The sequence below is a fragment of the Nocardioides cavernae genome (genome assembly GCF_016907475.1).
Taxonomy (GTDB): domain Bacteria; phylum Actinomycetota; class Actinomycetes; order Propionibacteriales; family Nocardioidaceae; genus Nocardioides; species Nocardioides cavernae.
Genome location: NZ_JAFBCA010000001.1, coordinates 3008073 through 3023778, shown reverse-complemented (window position 1 = coordinate 3023778; position 15706 = coordinate 3008073). Strand labels below are relative to the sequence as shown.

The window sequence follows — 15706 nt, the reverse complement described above, 5'->3', positions numbered from 1 at the left end:
CGGGTCCCGGCCCATCGTCGAGCGGTGCGCCAGCCACGTTCTTGGGTTGCCGAATGTGGCCCAGACACCGCCCGCGGGCACGCCGGCGTACGACACTCGCACCAGCGGTGCGTCAGCCACCTTTCCCGGCCGCGGAATGTGGCTCAGCCACCGCCCCCAGCGTGCGACGCCCGCCCGACGGCGGCGGGTCGGCAGGTCAGCCGCGGTCCAGACCGACCTTCACGAGGGTCGCGTGCAAGCGCACCGACAGCGCCGCGATCTCGGACGTGGCGTCCTCGGCGCGCCCCCGGGCGGCGGCGTCGCGGCCCCGCGCGAGGGGTGCGACGACCTGCTGGACGAGGCCGACCTCCCGGTCGGCGGCCGTCTTGAACGCGCGCAGGTGCCGGGGCTCGAAGCCGAAGTCGGCGAGCTCGCGGGCGGTCTGGGCGACGACGAGCGCGTCGCTGTCGAAGTGGCCGGTGCCGCTGCGCGCGCTGAGCAGGCCGAACTGCTCGAGCTCGACCAGCAGCTCCTCGGTGATCTCGGCGACCTTGAGCAGCTCGCGGCGCGAGAGGCGCAGGTCGCTGGTGCGCCGGAACGACTCGGGGCTGGGCAGCCCGTCCGCGCTGAGCGCCACCTTGGGCACCGTGGGCACGACGGAGTCGATCGCGGGCGGCTCCAGCCCGCGGTCGATCGCGTCGAGGTGGTCGCCGATCACCTTCAGCGGCAGGTAGTGGTCACGCTGCATCGTCAGGATGTAGCGCAGGCGCGAGACGTCGTCGACGGAGAACTTGCGGTAGCCGGCCGCGGTGCGCTCGGGCTTGACGAGGCCCTGGTCCTCGAGGAAGCGGATCTTGGGGATGGTGACCCCGGGGAAGTCCGCTCGCAGCTGGTCGAGCACCTGCCCGATGTTGTAGCGGGCGCCGCGACTCGAGCCCGCGGCTGTCGAGGCACTCACGGATCAGCTGCCCGGGTGGGAGGAGAAGAACACCAGGCGGTACTTGCCGATCTGGACCTCGTCGCCGTCGTTGAGCTCGACGGAGTCGATCCGGTCGCGGTTGACGTAGGTGCCGTTGAGGCTGCCCACGTCGCTGACGTCGTAGCCGGTGCCGGTGCGTCGGAACTCCGCGTGACGGCGAGAGACCGTCACGTCGTCGAGGAAGATCTCGCTGTCGGGGTGGCGACCGGCGCCCACGACGTCGACGTCGAGGAGGAAGCGGCTGCCCGCGCTCGGCCCGCGCTGCACGACGAGGAGGGCGTGGCCCTCGGGGAGCGCGTCCACCGCTGCGGCGTCGACGGGGCTGAGCTGGCGGTCGGAGGACTCCCGCTGGTCCGGCACCCCGAAGGTGATGGTCGCAGTGGACTCGACCGGGCTCGCGCCCGTGTCCTCCCCGGCGTGCAGCTTGGTGCCGCACTGGGCACAGAAGCGCGCATCGTCAGGGTTCTGCTTGCCACAGGCGGTGCAGAACGGCATGTGAAGCTCCTCGACGGATCGACGCCCAACCCTCATCCGAGGGTTGAGGTTGACGGTTTCCCCGAACCTACCAGCCCGCTGGAGGCGGCGGCGGGCGGTCGGGGAACACGAACGACAGGTGGTGCGGCTCAGCCCTCGAGGCCGGCCTGGTAGGCCGCGGCGTCCATCAGGCCGTCGACCTGCGAGCTGTCGGCGACGGACACCTCGAACAGCCACCCGGCCTCGTAGGGGTCGCTGTTGACCAGCTCGGGGGTGGAGTCGAGGGAGGCGTTGGTGGCGACGATCTCGCCGGTCACGGGGGCGTAGATGTCGCTGACCGACTTGGTGGACTCCAGCTCGCCGCAGGTGTCCCCCGCCGTCACCTGGTCGCCGACCTGCGGCAGGGAGACGTAGACGATGTCGCCGAGCGCGTCCTGCGCGAAGTCGGTGATCCCGACCCGGACCGAGCCCTCGGTGTCACCGGGGGTACGGACCCACTCGTGCTCGCTGGTGTACTTGAGATTCTCCGGATACACGGGGACTCCTAGGTGCGGTGTGGGACGTCGGGTGGGTGGGTCTTGGGGTGTCCGGCAGGCTACTGGCCGGTGCCGGGCTCCGCATACTCAGGTCGCGAGGGGTCGCGGACGCTCGTGATGTCGACCGCCTCGAGCTCCTCGATCTTGACCGTTGCTCCGTCATAGGTCTCCAGCGTCTCGACGGGCCCGGTCGAGAACGTGAGCGCCGTGCGCAGCACGTGCGGGTCGCCAATGACCTCGAGCGTGTACGGCGGCTCGAGGAGCTGGCCGTCGAGCTCGATGCCGCCGACGGCGTTGTCGAACGAGCTGTCGGCACCGACCCGGATCGAGTCGTTGAACTCCATCGCCTCGGCGCCGGCCGTGCGCAGCTCCTGCACGGTGTCGAGCAGCGACCCGACGTTGACCCGGCTGGAGGACTCGTTGATGGTCATCCGCAGGCCGGGGCCGGTGACGGGCACCAGGCCGGCGATGATGTTGAGGGTCCGGACCCGCTGCTCGGCCTCGTCGAGGGCGGCGGACCGCGCCCGGCTCTCGTTGGTCAGCTCGTCTCGCCGCGACTCCAGCCGGCCGACCTCGCGCCGGGCCCGCTCGGCCGTGCCGGTCAGGCCGTCGAGCACCTCGATCAGCTCGCTCTCGCGCAGCCCGGAGTAGGTGTCGTTGGCCTTGGTGTCGCGCACCTGCACGACGAAGGCGAAGCCGAGGACGGCGAGCAGGACCGCGACGACCACCTGGCGTCGCGAGGGCCGGACGAGGGCGTGGCGCAGGCGCTCGCGGCCGGGCTCGGGATCAGGGTCGGTGCCGTGCGCGGCATGCGACGCGTGACCGGCCTCGTGACCGGGCTGGGGATCGGATTCGGGGTGGGGCGTGGGATCTGGCATGGCGATCAGGCGTGGAAGACGTGCCTGCGGATGGCGGCGACGTTGGAGAAGATGCGGATGCCGAGCACGACGACGACGCCCGTGCTGAGCTGGGACCCGACGCCGAGCTGGTCGCCGAGGTAGACGATCGCCGCCGCGACGACCACGTTGCTCACGAAGGAGACGACGAACACCTTGTCGTCGAAGATGCCGTCGAGGTAGGCGCGGAGCGCACCGAAGACGGCATCGAGGGCGGCCACCACAGCGATCGGCAGGTAGTTCTGCAGGCTGAGCGGCACGTCGGGGGCGAAGACCAGCCCGGCGATGATGCCCAGGAGCAGGCCAAGTGCGGCGATCACGGCGAGCTCCCCTCCTGTGCTGGTCCGCCGTAGGGTTCGGCGTCGAGCCCGATCACATCACGAAGGACACGTTCGGGCGCAGCCGGCAAGCGGATGTCGTCGACATTCTCGGCCTCGTACACAAACCCGAAGTTGTTGACGCGGCCGAACCACTGCTGGCCCTGGTAGGTCTCCACGAGTCGGGCCTGCAGCGTGCGCGGGTCGCCGATCGCCGAGACCACGTAGGGCGCGTTGACGGGGCGTCCGTTGACGTGGACGGCCCGGTTGGTGTTGCGGATGCCGCCCAGCGCGTTGATCCGCTGGTCGTTGATCGCGACGGCCTCGGCGCCCGCCTCGAACAACCCGTCGACCAGGGTGGCGAGGTCCTCGTCGAGCACCTCGCCGTCCACCTCGTCGCCGGGACGGTTGTCGACCGTGATCCGCACGCCCGGGCCGTGCACGGGCGAGAACCCGGTGGTGAGCTCGGCGCGGCGCACCCGGGCGTCGACGTCGCCGAGGTCCGTCTGCGTCCTCGTGCTGTTGCTGGCGACCGAGGCGTTGAAGCGGGTCAGCCGCGCGACGTCGGCCTGCAGGGCACGGACGTCGTCGCTGCGGGTGTCGATCTGCTGGACGAGCGCGGCCCGGCTGAGCTCGTTGGCCGGGGCCTCCCGGTCGGTCTGCACGGCGACGACCGCCGCCATCACCCCGAGCGCCGCGATGGCCAGGAAGCTCGACCAGTGGGACCGCACCGCACGCGGCCGTGCGTCGCCCGCGACCGCCCGCTTCTGGGCCACGTGGGCGTAGTCCTCGTCCATGGACCGGGCGGTGATCAGCGTCAGCAGCGGGGTCGTGACGTGCTCGGGGAGCCGACGGCCGGCATCGGGCTCGCCCGGCGCCGTCGGGGTGCCCGTCCTCGTGTCAGCCATGGTCGGTCGCCGGGGACGTACGACGTGGGGTGTCGCGCAGCAGCGTGCGCACCTGCCAGGCGTAGAGGACCCCTGCCCACCAGTAGAGCCCGATCCCCCACCAGGCGAAGGCCCACCCGAAGTTGCGGGCGAGCGTGGCGACGATGCCGTCGCCCTCGCCGAGGAGCAGCAGCGGGAAGGCGTAGAGCAGGTTGAACGTGGCGGCCTTGCCGAGGAAGTGCACCGGCAGGGCCGAGTAGCCGCGGGTGCGCAGGATCGGCACGAGACCCCACAGCAGGAGGTCGCGCAGCGGCAGGGCGATGGCGACCCACCACGGGATGATGTCGCGCAGGAAGAGGCCGAGGACCACGGCCAGGATGTAGAGCCGGTCGGCCACCGGGTCGAGGATCTCCCCCAGCTTGGAGTACTGGTCGAGCCGTCGCGCGAGCCACCCGTCGAGGAAGTCGGTGAAACCGGCGACCATCAGCACCACGAGTGCGATCGCGTCGGCCTCGGGCCCGAGCACCAACCACAGGAACAGGGGCACGCCGGCAAGCCGCACCACACTGATGATGTTGGGCACGGTCCAGACGCGAGAGGCTTCCTCGGACACGTTCAGACCCTATCCAGCGCTCAGTACGCCTCGACGCCGGACACGTCGTGGTGCGCAGCGTCGCGGATCTCGCCGACGAGCTCCTCGAGCACGTCCTCGAGCGTGACCAGCCCGATCACGGTCCCGTCGCGCTCCACGACCCGCGCCATGTGGGCGCCCTTCACCTGGAGGCTCTCCAGCGCGTCGTGGAGCAGGTCGCCGGGGTGCACCGAGGCGAAGGGACGGATCCACTTGTCCTCGATGACGCGCGAGCGCTTGTCGTCGTCGGACTCGAGGGCGTCCTTGATGTGGAGGTAGCCCAGCAGGGTGCCGTCGTCGCCGGCGACCGGGAACCGGCTGAAGCCGGTGGCCGCGCACACCGCCTCGACGTCGGCGACGGTGGAGCCGGGTGCCACGGTGGCGAGGGTGGCGGGAGCCATGACGATCGCGGCGACCGACTTCTCGGTGAAGCCGAGCGCGCCGGCGAGCCGGTCGTACTCGTCCGCCTCGATGAGGCCCTCGCCGCGCGACTCCTCGACGAGGGCGGCGACCTCCTCCCGGGTGAAGCTCGAGTGCACCTCGTCCTTGGGCTCGATGCGCAGGAGGCGGAGCACACCGTTGGCGGCCATGTTCATGGCATCGATCAGCGGGCGCAGCACGGTGACGATCACCATCATGGGCGGGCTGAGGACCATGGCCGCCCGGTCGGCACCCGCGAGCGCGATGTTCTTGGGCACCATCTCGCCGAGGACGACGTGCAGGTAGACCACGACCGACATCGCGACCACGAACGACACCGGGTGCAGCAGGTTGTCGGGCATCCGGGCGGCGTGGAACACCGGCTCGAGGAGGTGGGCGACCGCGGGCTCGCCGATGGCACCGAGCCCCAGCGAGCAGACGGTGATGCCGAGCTGGGCTCCGGCCATCACGAGCGAGACGTTCTCCATGGCCCGCAGCGTGGTGCGGGCCGCGCGTGAGCCCTCCTGCGCCTTCGGCTCGATCTGGCTGCGGCGCGCAGCGAGCAGGGCGAACTCGGCGCCCACGAAGAAGGCGTTGAGGGCGAGCAGGACGACGGCCAGGCCGACGCCGAAGAGATCACTGTTCACGGTCGGCCTCCCCCACCAGGACGAGGTCGAGGCGGTCGATGCGCAGACCGTCCATCCGCCGCACGGTCAGGGTCACGAGGCGCTCGCGCACCTCGTGGGGGTCGCTGCGGTCGGGCACCGGCAGCTCGACGCGGTCGCCCGGCTCCGGGATCTTGCCCAGCTCGCGCATGACGAGGCCGGCGACGGTGTCGTAGTCGTCGTGGTCGGGCAGCTCGATGTCGGTGACGTCCTCCACCTCGTCGGGCCGCAGGAGGCCCGAGAGGGTCCAGCTCCCGTCGCGACGCTGGCGGATGCGCGCGCCGAGTCGGTCGTGCTCGTCGGAGATGTCGCCGACGATCTCCTCGACGACGTCCTCGAGCGTCACGATGCCCGCGTGGCCGCCGTACTCGTCGAGCACGATGGCCATCTGGAAGCCGTCCTGGCGCAGCAGGGCCATCAGCGGGTCGAGCCGCAGGCTGTCGGGCACCACGACGGGCCTGACCATGACGTGCTTGATGCGGGTCGTGGCCCGCTCGTGCACCGGCACGGCGACTGCGTGCTTGACGTGCACCGTGCCGACCACGGTGTCCTCTGCGTCGAGGACCGGGAATCGGGAGTGGCCGGTCTGGCGCGCCAGGTCGATGACGGCGGAGACCCGGTCGCCGTCCTCGACGGTCGTGGTTCGCACGCGGGGGGTCATGATCTCCCCCGCCGTGCGGGTGCCGAACTCGACCGAGCGCTCGACGAGCTCGGCGGTGTCGGCGTCGAGAGTGCCCTGGACGGCGGACCGCTGCACGAGCGAGGCGAGCTCCTGCGAGCTCCGGGCGGAGCGGAGCTCCTCCTGCGGCTCGATGCCGAGGCGGCGCACGATCGCGTTGGCCGACCCGTTGAGCGCCCGGATGGGACCGCGGGTGAGGGCCGTGAAGCCGCGCATGAAGCCCTGGGTCCTGCGGGCGGTCTGGAGCGGCCGGGCGATGGCGATGTTCTTGGGCACCATCTCGCCGAAGATCATCGTCACCACGGTGCCGAGGACCAGGCCGAGTGCCAGCGCGAGCGGCGTGACGACGCTGTCGGGCACGCCGGCTGACGCCAGCGGGTCGTCGATGAGGTCGGCGATCGCCGGCTCGGCGAGGAAACCGATGGCCAGGTTGGTCACGGTGATGCCGACCTGGGCGCCGGAGAGCTGCGTCGACAGCGAGCGGAGCGCCAGCTGGACACCGCGGGCTCCCTCGTCACCGGAGGCCGCGGCGCGCTCGACGCTGGGCCGGTCGACGGTGACCAGGGAGAACTCGGCGGCCACGAACAGGCCGCAGGCGGCCACGAGGGCCAAGGACACGAGCAGGAGCAGGAGGGGGGTCACGACGCGCACCAGGCGATCAGTGCGGTCGTGCTGGGACTTTGACTATCGTCCATGGCGAGGGCTGCGGGTTCCTTCGTCTCGTGCAGTCTGGTCGTCGCCGGGCCGTCGTTGCCGGGCCCGGCGAGTCCACAGGGTAGCGGTCGGAACCATTGTCGCCCCAGTCGTCGTGTCGCTTTGGGGAGGCGGGTGGCAGCGCCCTAGTCTTGCGCCGGTACAGGGGCGAGCGACAAGGACCCTCAGGGTCTCGGCGAGGGGCATGATGCGAGCGTGGGCACAGTCGATCACGGCTGCCCTCCTCGTCGTACTCGTCGCCACCCTCGCCACGGTCACCGCGACCAGCGACACCGGCGACGCGCGCAGCCCCGCCTCGGTGCGGATGGTGCAGGGCACCCAGTCCCCCACTGCTGAGGCCGACGGTCCGACCCGGCCCAACCTGGTCTTCGTGCTCACCGACGACATGCGCGACGACGACCTCGACCACATGCCGATCACCCGGCGCCTGCTGGCCGACCAGGGCATGGAGTTCACCGACGCGATCTCGCCGCACCCGCTCTGCTGCCCGGCGCGCGCGCAGCTCGCCACCGGCCAGTACGCCCAGAACAACGGCGTCCAGCACAACCGGGGCGTGCACGGCGGATTCCAGGCGCTCGATCCGACCCAGGAGGCGAGCACCTGGTTCCGCAGCAGCGGCTACCGCACCGGCTTCGTGGGCAAGTTCCTCAACGGCTACGGCCCCCGCGACGTGCGCCCCGCCGGTTGGTCGCGCTGGGACGCGCTCACCCGGGGCGTCTACGACTACGTCGACTTCTCGATGACCGGCGACGGCGACCCCCGTCAGTACACCGACAGCTACATCACCTCGGTGATCGAGGACCACACCAACGACGCCGTGCGCGACTTCGCCCGCAGCGGCGACCCGTTCGTCGTCTACGCGTGGCACCTCGCGCCGCACTACCGGATCAGCCCCGAGGGCGGTCGCGGCCTGCCCCCCGCGGAGCCGCAGGACGAGCACCTGTTCGTCGACGAGCGCCCGTCGGCCTTCGACGACCCGGCGTTCAACGAGGAGGACGTGTCCGACCAACCCGCGTACCTGCGCCGGCTCACGCAGGTCTCGCGCGAGGAGGTCGCCGCCGAGAACACCGCCCGGCTGCAGACGCTGCAGTCCGTCGACCGGGCGGTCGGGTCGCTGGTCGAGACGCTGGAGGACGAGGGCGTGCTCGACGACACCTACATCGTCTTCACCTCCGACAACGGCTACTCCCTCGGCGAGCACCGTTTCGTCGGCAAGGACGTGCTGACCGACGAGGCGCTGCAGGTCCCGCTCCTCGTGCGCGGCCCGGACGTGGTCGCCGGCACCACGTCGCCGCTGCCGGTGACGCTGGTCGACCTGCCCGTCACCTTCGCGGCGCTGACCGGGGTCACCCCGCAGTGGCAGGTGGACGGCACGTCCCTGGCCCCGACGCTGCGCGGCGAGGCGCAGCTGTTCCGCGACACGACCCTCATCCAGACCGGCCGCACCCTCGGCGACGGCTGGTCGCACCGCGGGGTGCGCACCGAGCGCTATCTCTACGGCACCGACGGCCTCGACACGTTCCTCTACGACCGGCTCCTCGACCCCGACGAGATGGTCAACCTCGTCGACGACCCGGCCTACGCGGGCGTCCGGTCCACCCTGGAGCTGCGCCGTCGCGAGCTCGTGGACTGCGCAGGCTGGACCTGCAACCAGCAGTTCGGGCCCGTCCCCGAGCCAGTGACGACCGCGGCCCGCGAACCGTCGCCGTGACACCGTGAGCGAGGCCCTGCACCCCGTCCTGTCGCAGGTGCTGCCGGTCGCGGTCTTCCTGCTCGCGATCACGGTGACCGCCGAGGTCGCGCAGCTCGCCGGCGTCTTCGACGTGGCCGCCCACGCCCTCGCCCGCCGCGCCCGCCACCGGGTGGTGCTGCTGTGGCTGACGTTCGCGGCGCTCGCGGTGGTCTGCACGGTCGTGCTGAGCCTCGACACCACCGCCGTGCTGCTCACGCCCGTCGGCCTCGCGATCGCGAGCCAGACCGGCGTCGCGCCACTCCCCTTCGCGCTCACGACGCTCTGGATCGCCAACACCGGGTCCCTGCTGCTGCCGGTGTCCAACCTGACCAACCTCCTGGCCGTGCACCGGTTCGAGGACCTCGGCGCGAGCCACGCCGACTACGTACGCACGGCGGCTGCCCCGGCCCTCACTGCCGTGGTCGTCACGCTCGTCCTGATCGCCGTCCTGCAGCGGCGCGCGCTTCGCGGGACGTACGCCGTCGAGCCGCCGGCCGAGCCGCACGACCGCGTCCTGCTCGTCGTCGCCTCCGCCGTGTGCCTCGCCATCGGGCCGCTGTTCGCCGTCGGCGTCGAGCCGTCCGTCGTGGCCGTGGGGTCGTCTCTCGTCCTGCTGGCGGCCCTGCTGTGGCGCGCGCCCGGCCTGCTGCGCGAGGTCCGCCCGCCCTGGCTGATGGCCGGCGGCTTCGTGGTCGTCGCCGGCCTGCTCCGCCTCGCCCAGGGCGAGGGGTTCCTCGACTGGCTCGCGCCCGCCGTCGGCACAGGGGTCCGGACGATCGACCTGCTGCACCTGTCGGCGGCCTCGGCCATCGGCGCCAACCTCGTCAACAACCTCCCCGCCTACCTGCTCGTCGAGCCGGCGGCAGCCGACGACGTACGCCGCCTCATGGCGACGCTGGTCGGCGTCAACACCGGTGCGCTGGTCACGCCCTGGGCCTCGCTCGCGACGCTCCTCTGGCTGCAGCGCTGCCGATCGGCCGGGCTGCGGATCCCGCTCCTCAAGCTCGCGGGGTGGGGGGCGATCTGCGCCACCGTCTGTGTCGTCGCCGCGACCCTCGCCATCCGCTGACGCCTCCCCCGACGCGACCCGGCAACGCAGCAGCGGCGCGGCCCCGGAGGGCCACGCCGCTGTTCTGCGCGTTTTCGAGCCGTCCCACTGCCTCTGGGGGGATCCGCGCCTCGGCGGGAGGTCGGGGCACGGGTGAGCAGTGAGGGGCCCGGCGGAACGCAGCCGCCTACTTCCACAGCGCCGACGTGGTCCCGGGTGTTACGGGTTCGTCAGACAAATTCCCGGGCCTGTCGGGACCGCTCCGGCGGGCCCTCAGTCGGCCTCCCAGTAGGGGCCCTTGCGGTAGCGGTCCCGCTCGATCGTGGTGACCGGTCGGCGGACGGTCCTCCAGACCGTGCGCGGGGTCCCGTCCGCGTCGCGGACCGTGCGGGCGACGCGGAAGTTGAGGTAGGTGGTGGTGTAGGCGTTGCGGGAGTTGCGCTTGTGCTTCCACTGGTAGTCGAAGTTCCGCACGTACTTCCGCGCCAGCTTCCTGCCGCGGATGGTGAAGAGCAGCTCGTCGTTGCCCGGGCTGAGGCTGGCCCAGTTGGACGAGCCGGTGAGCACCAGGTGGGAGTTCGGGACCCCGTTGTAGGTGCCCTGGACCACGAGGTACTTCTGGTGGCTGTAGTAGCTCAGGATGAGGTCGTCCTTGCCGTCCTTGTTGAGGTCGTAGTTGTCGTCCGGGTTGTAGTCCAGGCCCGTCGAGCGGAGCGGGACCCGACCCCGGCTCGTGGGGGCACCGATGACCTTCTTGGTGTGGAAGCCGATGAGGCCGTAGCTCACCCGGACCTTGCAGCCCTCGATGAACTTCTGCCGGATCGCGGCCGCGAGGTAGTCGCCACGCCTGCCACGGATGGTGTGCATGTTGAGCGCGAGCCTGGTGCGCTCCTGGCCGCCTGATCCGTTCGGGGTGAGGCACTGGACCTTGCCCAGCATGTCGAGCACGAGGTCGTTCCTGGGACCCGACGGCTTCGGCATCACCCAGGCGGTGTGCTTGTCGACCGAGTCGTCGCAGGCCGCGCCGAGGGGCGTTCCGCAGAAGAACTGGGCCGGCCGCCTGGTGTCGTGGTCCTTCTTCATGTCGTTGAAGAGCCGGACGAACTGGCGGAACAGCTCGTGGTCCCCGGAGGTGAAGTACAGGTCGTTCCACTGGTGGATGTCGGCGTTCAGGGTCATGTTGGCCGACCCCACGGCGAGCACGTCCTTGGACCGTCCCGCCTGCGAGAACGAGTAGAACTTCGTGTGCATGTTGTTGTACTCGTTCTTGTTGCTCCGGCACCCCGCCCTGCAGCGGTAGATGAAGCTGTTGCGGCTGCGCTTGGCGCCGATCTCCTTCCGGATCGCTCGCATCGCCTTCGTGTACTGGTGGTCGTTGAGCAGCATCTGCACGTGCACCCCGCGGCGGTGGGCCGCGACGAGGGCCTTGGCGACCGGCATCCGGTCGAACGAGTAGACCGCGATCCTGATCGTCGATCCCTTGGGGGTGTGCTTGATGGTGTCGATCACCCTCCGCTCGATGCGGAACCAGCCCTTCTTGCGGTGCGGATCGTTGAAGAACGGACCCTTCGGAGCCTTCCACTGCTTTCGGGCGTTCAGTGCAACCGCCGGGGCACCCGCCGCCGGTGCCGCAACCGGGGCCGCGCTCGACGTCGCGGCACCCCCGGGTGCGGCGGCGAGGGCCGGAGCCTCCGACAGGTGGGTGCCCACGACCAGGCACAGGGTGAGCAGGAACAACAACCTCGGCACGAACTCGCCTTCCCGACTGCCACCGTCGGTGGCGTCGTCACGCTCGGGCCCCGATGCGCGACTCGCTGTCACGGGCGCGGGCAGGGCATGTCGACCGGACCTGCGGCGTCCGCTGGTCCGGTCCCGTCCATGGGGTGACGACGCCCGGGCCGGCAAAGTTGTCGCCTCCGGGCGCCTGGTCGCCGAGACGAGGCTCACATCCCTGCCGCGGTCGGCTCCATCGACCTGGAGTGGTCGGCCCAGACGGCGTCGAAGTGTGCGACGTAGGCGTCGTGGATGGCTGCCCGCGGGATCATCACGACGAGCTCGTCGTTGAGGAGCGACACGTCGGACCAGTTCTCCGAGCCGGTCCACACCGCCCGGGTGGCCGATCCGTCCCAGGTGCCGTCGACCGACATCCACTTCTCGTGGACGAAGTGCTCCCACCCGGAGGTCTCGAACCCCGTCGCCACGTTGCCGTCGACGTCGAGCGAGGCGCTCCGGACCCGGACGCCCGCCGCGAGCAGGATCTCGACGACGTCCGGTCCCGCGGCGCTGACCAGTGCCTGGACCCGGCACCCCTGGCCACGCAGTCCGGCGACCCGCCGGGCCAGGTCGGCGCCACGGGCGCCGCGCCAGCCGTACATGCTGATGCGGAGCACGGTCCGCCCGGCGACGCCGCTCCCGTGGAGCGCCCGGCAGTCGACCCGAGCCAGGCGCTGGGCGACGGGGTCGTCGTCTGCGTCCGCGGGCATCGCGGACGAGATGCTCGTCGTCACGTCGCCGTGGGTGACGTCGACCGCCGGGGCCTCGACCAGGCGGTCCGCCGCCAGCTCGGCGAAGACCCCGCTGTAGTCGTCGTACAGCTGCCGGCTCCCGGTGAAGGTCACCAGGTCGTTCCAGTGCACTCCCGCGGCGTAGCCGGTGAGGTTGGCCGACCCCAGCATCACGACGTCCGTCGCGTCGTCCGCCCCGTCCTCGGCTCCGGAGAACAGGTAGACCTTCATGTGCTGGTTGCCGCGGTCACCGAGCCGGCAGCTGGCGTGGCACACCTTGACGAAGCTGGGCTCCGTGCCCGTCCACCCCGACCCGTCGCAGGCGCCGAGGCTCGAGTCCGGGGCCGCGCCCAGCAGCCGCTGCAGGCGCCAGACGGGTGACGAGACGAAGTTGTCGTTCAGGACGACCTGGACCGTGACCTGGCGGCGGGTGCACGCCCGCCGGAGCGCGTCGGCGATGTCGGGACGGTCGAAGCTGTACGCCGCCATGCGGATCGTGCCGCGGTCCGGCGTGGCCTCGATGGCCTGCCGGACGTGGTCGGCGATCCGGTCCTGGGCGGCCACACCGCCGGTCGGGTCGTTGAACAGCACGCTGGCCGTCGCGGCCGGGGCGACCGCGGCGGCCCGGGCGACCGTCAGGCGTGCGCCGTCGGTACCCGCGTGCTGCGCCGAGCCTGTTGACGCTCCCCCGAACGCTGCGCCGAGCACCGGGGTGGCCACCGCTGCCGCGACGCCGAGGACCACCGTTCCCACCAGCAGATTGGTTCGCATCCCGACCACCCGATCCCGTTGACGGGGGCTTCCTGCCCCGTGGATCGACAGTCCCGCCGAGGACGTTCCCCGGGCACGGGCCTGCGGTCTCGCCGGCCGCGGGATGGTTCGGACGCACCTGGGTGGGCAGTCTCGGTCCGCGACCGCGGCCGGCCGTGCCGGGTCCCCAGGTCCTGGGGTCCCGGTGCGGACCGGGACTCCCGGCTCAGGGCATCGGGAACGACGGCAGGCCCGGACGCGCGTCCCGTCGTCCGCATGTGGTGCCGGTCAGCCCGGCTCGGGTTCAGCCGGCGTAGGCGGGGTCGTGCGTCCCGACCTTGCGAGCGGCGGCCAGGTGCCCGCCGAGGTATCCGCCGACGGTGGCGACCGCCGCACCCGTCAGCGAGCGGCGTACGCCGGCAGCGTGGTCGCCGCGGCGGCGAGCGAGCCAGGACGACGCGAAGATCCCGATGGCAACGGCGTTGGTCGCCGCGTGCACCACCCCGACCCGCTTGTCACGATCGGCCGCGCTCGCCCACTCGGCCCAGCCGGTCCAGGCCGTGGGGCCGACAGCCAGCAGGCTGACGCCGAGCAGGCGCTGCGCGGCGGAACGCGACCCCCGACCGCCGACCAGGTCGAGGATGGTGGCGGAGGTCCAGGTCCCCAGGACGACGTCGGTCAGCACCGGGTGGACGGCGTGGCCCAGCCAGTCGCCGCGCAGCACCTCGCCCCGCCTCCCGGTCGCGAACGCGGCAGCGACGAGTGGCTCGAGCGCGCGGACGGCGCCGTCGAGCGCAGCGGTGTCCTCGAGGTTGCGGGTCCAGCTCACGAGCCGCGGCGTGTCCATGGCTCCAGCCTCGCCCGGCGGGGACGACGGGTCAATGCACGTGGTGGTGCTCGCGCCGGGCCGCTGGTCAGACCGCGATGCTCACGGGGAAGGTGGCGATCCAGCCCAGCGTGCCGAGGAAGACGGCGCAGCCGGCCAGGGTCAGGATCCAGCGCAGCCGTGGCGCGGTGACGCGCGTGCTCATGCCCGCGAAGAAGAGCGACACGGCGTAGAGGACCACAGTGAGCACGTAGTTGCTGGCGCGCTGGATGTTGGCGCGGACCTCGGCGGCTGACGCCTCGGCCCGGGCGTCCAGCTCGTCCGCCTGCTCCTGGGACACGAGCTGGTACTCGTCCATCGCGAAGGGTGTGGGTGGAGCGTCCGGGTTCGTCAGCGGATCGGTGGCGTTCCAGGCCTCGAACGCCGGGCGGAACTCGTCGCGCATGCGGTCCTCCACGAAGGCCGCGAGCTTGCGGTCGCCAGTCACGTCGGCCTCGGCCCAGGCGATGAACGTGGCGACGTCGATCTCGGTCTGCGCCTCGGCGAGGCTGTCGGCGCGAGACGCCTCGATCCTGATGGCGTTGGTGCGTCCCGCAGCCGCGGCCTGCTCGCCGTTCCAGCGCGTCGCCTGGTAGCTGCTCCACGACGTCGCCACGGCCGCGACGACGAGGAGCACCGTGGCCACGCCCTCCTGCCAGTCGCGACGGCGATCCGTCGGTGCCTCAGAGCGGGTTGCCATCGCCGTCACACGGGAGCCGGATGTCGAGGTCGAGGATCTCGATCTCGGTGTCGATGAGCCGGACCGTGCGCTCCATGGCAACCGGCTGCAGTCGTCCGATGCCGCCGCCGTGCGGATGGTCGAAGAACGCCAGCAGGAGCAGGAGCAGGGTGATGACCGCCGTGGAGCTCCCCATCAGCATCGCCTGGGTGACCGGTCCCTCCGTCGGATCCGCGAAGAAGAGCAGGTAGCCGAAGATGACGGCCGTGATCAGGAACAGGGCCAGCCACAGTGGGAGGGGGATGATGCCTTCGGCACCGTGCACCCGGGTGATCCTCGCCTGCTCGCGCTGGATCGTCTGGTCCATCCAGCGGTCGTAGGCCGACTGCTCCGTCGCCTCCTTCGGCACCACGTCCGAGATGGTCCGGAACAGCTCCACGCCCCAGGGGTTGATGCGATCCCCGAGGGTCCCGGACTCGAGCGCCTTCCACTCCGCGCCCGCGACCGACCGGGCGTAGCAGGCGAGCTCGGCAGTCAGCTCGGCGGAGGCCGCGCTCGGCAGGAACTGCGCGGTCTGCGCCTGCTGGAGGACCGTCGTCGCCTCCATCTCAGCCCCGCTGCGGGAGGAGTCGTACGACTGGAACGACAGGAAGATGATGAAGCCGAGCAGCACCGAGAAACCCGTGGCGAGCACCCCGAAGACACCGGACGCCCGGTCACCGTCCTGGAAGTAGCTGCCATCCGGAGCGCGACGACGCACCGTCAGCATCGCGGTCACCGTCACCGCCGTCGCAGCGACGACCACGAGGATGCCGACCACCAGGTTCATCGCGCTCCCCCTCGGTGCCACGCAGGTCGCGGGGGCTCGCGAAGGATTGGCATCTGGTGTCCTCGCTCGAGGGGCGCTCGCGTCCAGCGTCACCCCAGGCACCGTGGCGCACCTCACCCTCG

At 71.4% G+C, this 15706-nt stretch carries 16 protein-coding genes; 2 read left to right on the top strand and 14 right to left on the bottom strand.

What is annotated here, in order from left to right; translation table 11 throughout:
* Positions 1–196: 196 nt before the first annotated feature.
* The 9 genes from ftsR to JOD65_RS14160 all read right to left on the bottom strand — a co-directional run bounded on the left by ftsR (position 197) and on the right by JOD65_RS14160 (position 7105).
* Complete coding sequence (ftsR, locus tag JOD65_RS14200; protein ID WP_191195586.1) at positions 197–937, bottom strand: transcriptional regulator FtsR; 741 nt, start codon at positions 935–937, stop codon at positions 197–199.
* Positions 938–940: 3 nt separating this feature from the next.
* On the bottom strand, positions 941–1453 hold the full coding sequence (locus JOD65_RS14195) for an FHA domain-containing protein (protein ID WP_191195585.1): 513 nt from the start codon (positions 1451–1453) through the stop codon (positions 941–943).
* 128 nt (positions 1454–1581) lie between these two features.
* A complete protein-coding gene (gene gcvH, locus JOD65_RS14190) occupies positions 1582–1968 on the bottom strand; it encodes a glycine cleavage system protein GcvH (protein ID WP_191195584.1) in 387 nt (128 codons plus the stop codon).
* A 59-nt stretch (positions 1969–2027) separates the two neighbouring features.
* The gene (locus JOD65_RS14185; protein ID WP_191195583.1) at positions 2028–2846 is read right to left on the bottom strand and encodes a DUF881 domain-containing protein; all 819 of its coding nucleotides are present in this window, start codon (positions 2844–2846) and stop codon (positions 2028–2030) included.
* Positions 2847–2851: 5 nt separating this feature from the next.
* A complete protein-coding gene (locus JOD65_RS14180) occupies positions 2852–3184 on the bottom strand; it encodes a small basic family protein (RefSeq protein ID WP_191195582.1) in 333 nt (110 codons plus the stop codon).
* Positions 3181–4089, bottom strand: coding sequence for a DUF881 domain-containing protein (locus JOD65_RS14175; RefSeq protein WP_191195581.1), 909 nt, complete (start codon positions 4087–4089; stop codon positions 3181–3183). The genes JOD65_RS14180 and JOD65_RS14175 overlap by 4 nt, the downstream gene beginning before the upstream one ends.
* A complete protein-coding gene (gene clsA / locus JOD65_RS14170) occupies positions 4082–4681 on the bottom strand; it encodes a cardiolipin synthase ClsA (RefSeq protein ID WP_372440111.1) in 600 nt (199 codons plus the stop codon). Before clsA ends, JOD65_RS14175 begins: the two co-directional genes overlap by 8 nt.
* A gap of 20 nt (positions 4682–4701) precedes the next feature.
* Positions 4702–5766, bottom strand: a complete 1065-nt coding sequence (locus JOD65_RS14165; protein ID WP_191195580.1) for a hemolysin family protein — start codon at positions 5764–5766, stop codon at positions 4702–4704.
* Entirely contained in the window at positions 5756–7105 is a 1350-nt protein-coding gene (locus JOD65_RS14160; RefSeq protein WP_191195579.1) for a hemolysin family protein, read from the bottom strand. The genes JOD65_RS14165 and JOD65_RS14160 overlap by 11 nt, the downstream gene beginning before the upstream one ends.
* A 259-nt stretch (positions 7106–7364) precedes the next feature.
* Between JOD65_RS14160 and JOD65_RS14155 the strand changes: the two genes are divergently transcribed.
* Both JOD65_RS14155 and JOD65_RS14150 read left to right on the top strand, forming a co-directional pair.
* Positions 7365–8888, top strand: coding sequence for a sulfatase family protein (locus JOD65_RS14155; protein ID WP_191195578.1), 1524 nt, complete (start codon positions 7365–7367; stop codon positions 8886–8888).
* Positions 8889–8892: 4 nt separating this feature from the next.
* Positions 8893–9978 carry an ArsB/NhaD family transporter gene (locus JOD65_RS14150; RefSeq protein WP_204811190.1) on the top strand — a complete coding sequence of 362 codons (1086 nt, stop codon included), beginning with the start codon at positions 8893–8895 and terminating at the stop codon, positions 9976–9978.
* Between the two features lie 252 nt (positions 9979–10230).
* Here JOD65_RS14150 and JOD65_RS14145 read toward each other — a convergent pair whose 3' ends face one another.
* From JOD65_RS14145 to JOD65_RS14125, 5 genes are all read right to left on the bottom strand, one after another.
* Positions 10231–11706, bottom strand: coding sequence for a phospholipase D-like domain-containing protein (locus tag JOD65_RS14145; protein ID WP_191195577.1), 1476 nt, complete (start codon positions 11704–11706; stop codon positions 10231–10233).
* A 194-nt stretch (positions 11707–11900) separates the two neighbouring features.
* Positions 11901–13232 carry a phospholipase D-like domain-containing protein gene (locus tag JOD65_RS14140; protein ID WP_191195576.1) on the bottom strand — a complete coding sequence of 444 codons (1332 nt, stop codon included), beginning with the start codon at positions 13230–13232 and terminating at the stop codon, positions 11901–11903.
* Between the two features lie 283 nt (positions 13233–13515).
* The gene (locus JOD65_RS14135) at positions 13516–14058 is read right to left on the bottom strand and encodes a DUF2231 domain-containing protein (protein ID WP_191195575.1); all 543 of its coding nucleotides are present in this window, start codon (positions 14056–14058) and stop codon (positions 13516–13518) included.
* A 67-nt stretch (positions 14059–14125) separates the two neighbouring features.
* A complete protein-coding gene (locus JOD65_RS14130; RefSeq protein ID WP_191195574.1) occupies positions 14126–14776 on the bottom strand; it encodes a hypothetical protein in 651 nt (216 codons plus the stop codon).
* Positions 14760–15584: a bestrophin-like domain gene (locus tag JOD65_RS14125; RefSeq protein ID WP_191195573.1), complete on the bottom strand. Its 825-nt coding sequence runs from the start codon at positions 15582–15584 to the stop codon at positions 14760–14762. The genes JOD65_RS14130 and JOD65_RS14125 overlap by 17 nt, the downstream gene beginning before the upstream one ends.
* Positions 15585–15706 lie beyond the last annotated feature (122 nt).

What these genes read in the sequence shown, in the direction of transcription:
- JOD65_RS14140 (WP_191195576.1), bottom strand. Translation starts at nt 13,232, where the DNA reads ATGCGAACCAATCTGCTGGTGGGAACGGTGGTCCTCGGCGTCGCGGCA.
- JOD65_RS14125 (WP_191195573.1), bottom strand. Translation starts at nt 15,584, where the DNA reads ATGAACCTGGTGGTCGGCATCCTCGTGGTCGTCGCTGCGACGGCGGTG.
- JOD65_RS14175 (WP_191195581.1), bottom strand. Translation starts at nt 4,089, where the DNA reads ATGGCTGACACGAGGACGGGCACCCCGACGGCGCCGGGCGAGCCCGAT.
- JOD65_RS14155 (WP_191195578.1), top strand. Translation starts at nt 7,365, where the DNA reads ATGCGAGCGTGGGCACAGTCGATCACGGCTGCCCTCCTCGTCGTACTC.
- JOD65_RS14135 (WP_191195575.1), bottom strand. Translation starts at nt 14,058, where the DNA reads ATGGACACGCCGCGGCTCGTGAGCTGGACCCGCAACCTCGAGGACACC.
- JOD65_RS14130 (WP_191195574.1), bottom strand. Translation starts at nt 14,776, where the DNA reads ATGGCAACCCGCTCTGAGGCACCGACGGATCGCCGTCGCGACTGGCAG.
- JOD65_RS14185 (WP_191195583.1), bottom strand. Translation starts at nt 2,846, where the DNA reads ATGCCAGATCCCACGCCCCACCCCGAATCCGATCCCCAGCCCGGTCAC.
- JOD65_RS14195 (WP_191195585.1), bottom strand. Translation starts at nt 1,453, where the DNA reads ATGCCGTTCTGCACCGCCTGTGGCAAGCAGAACCCTGACGATGCGCGC.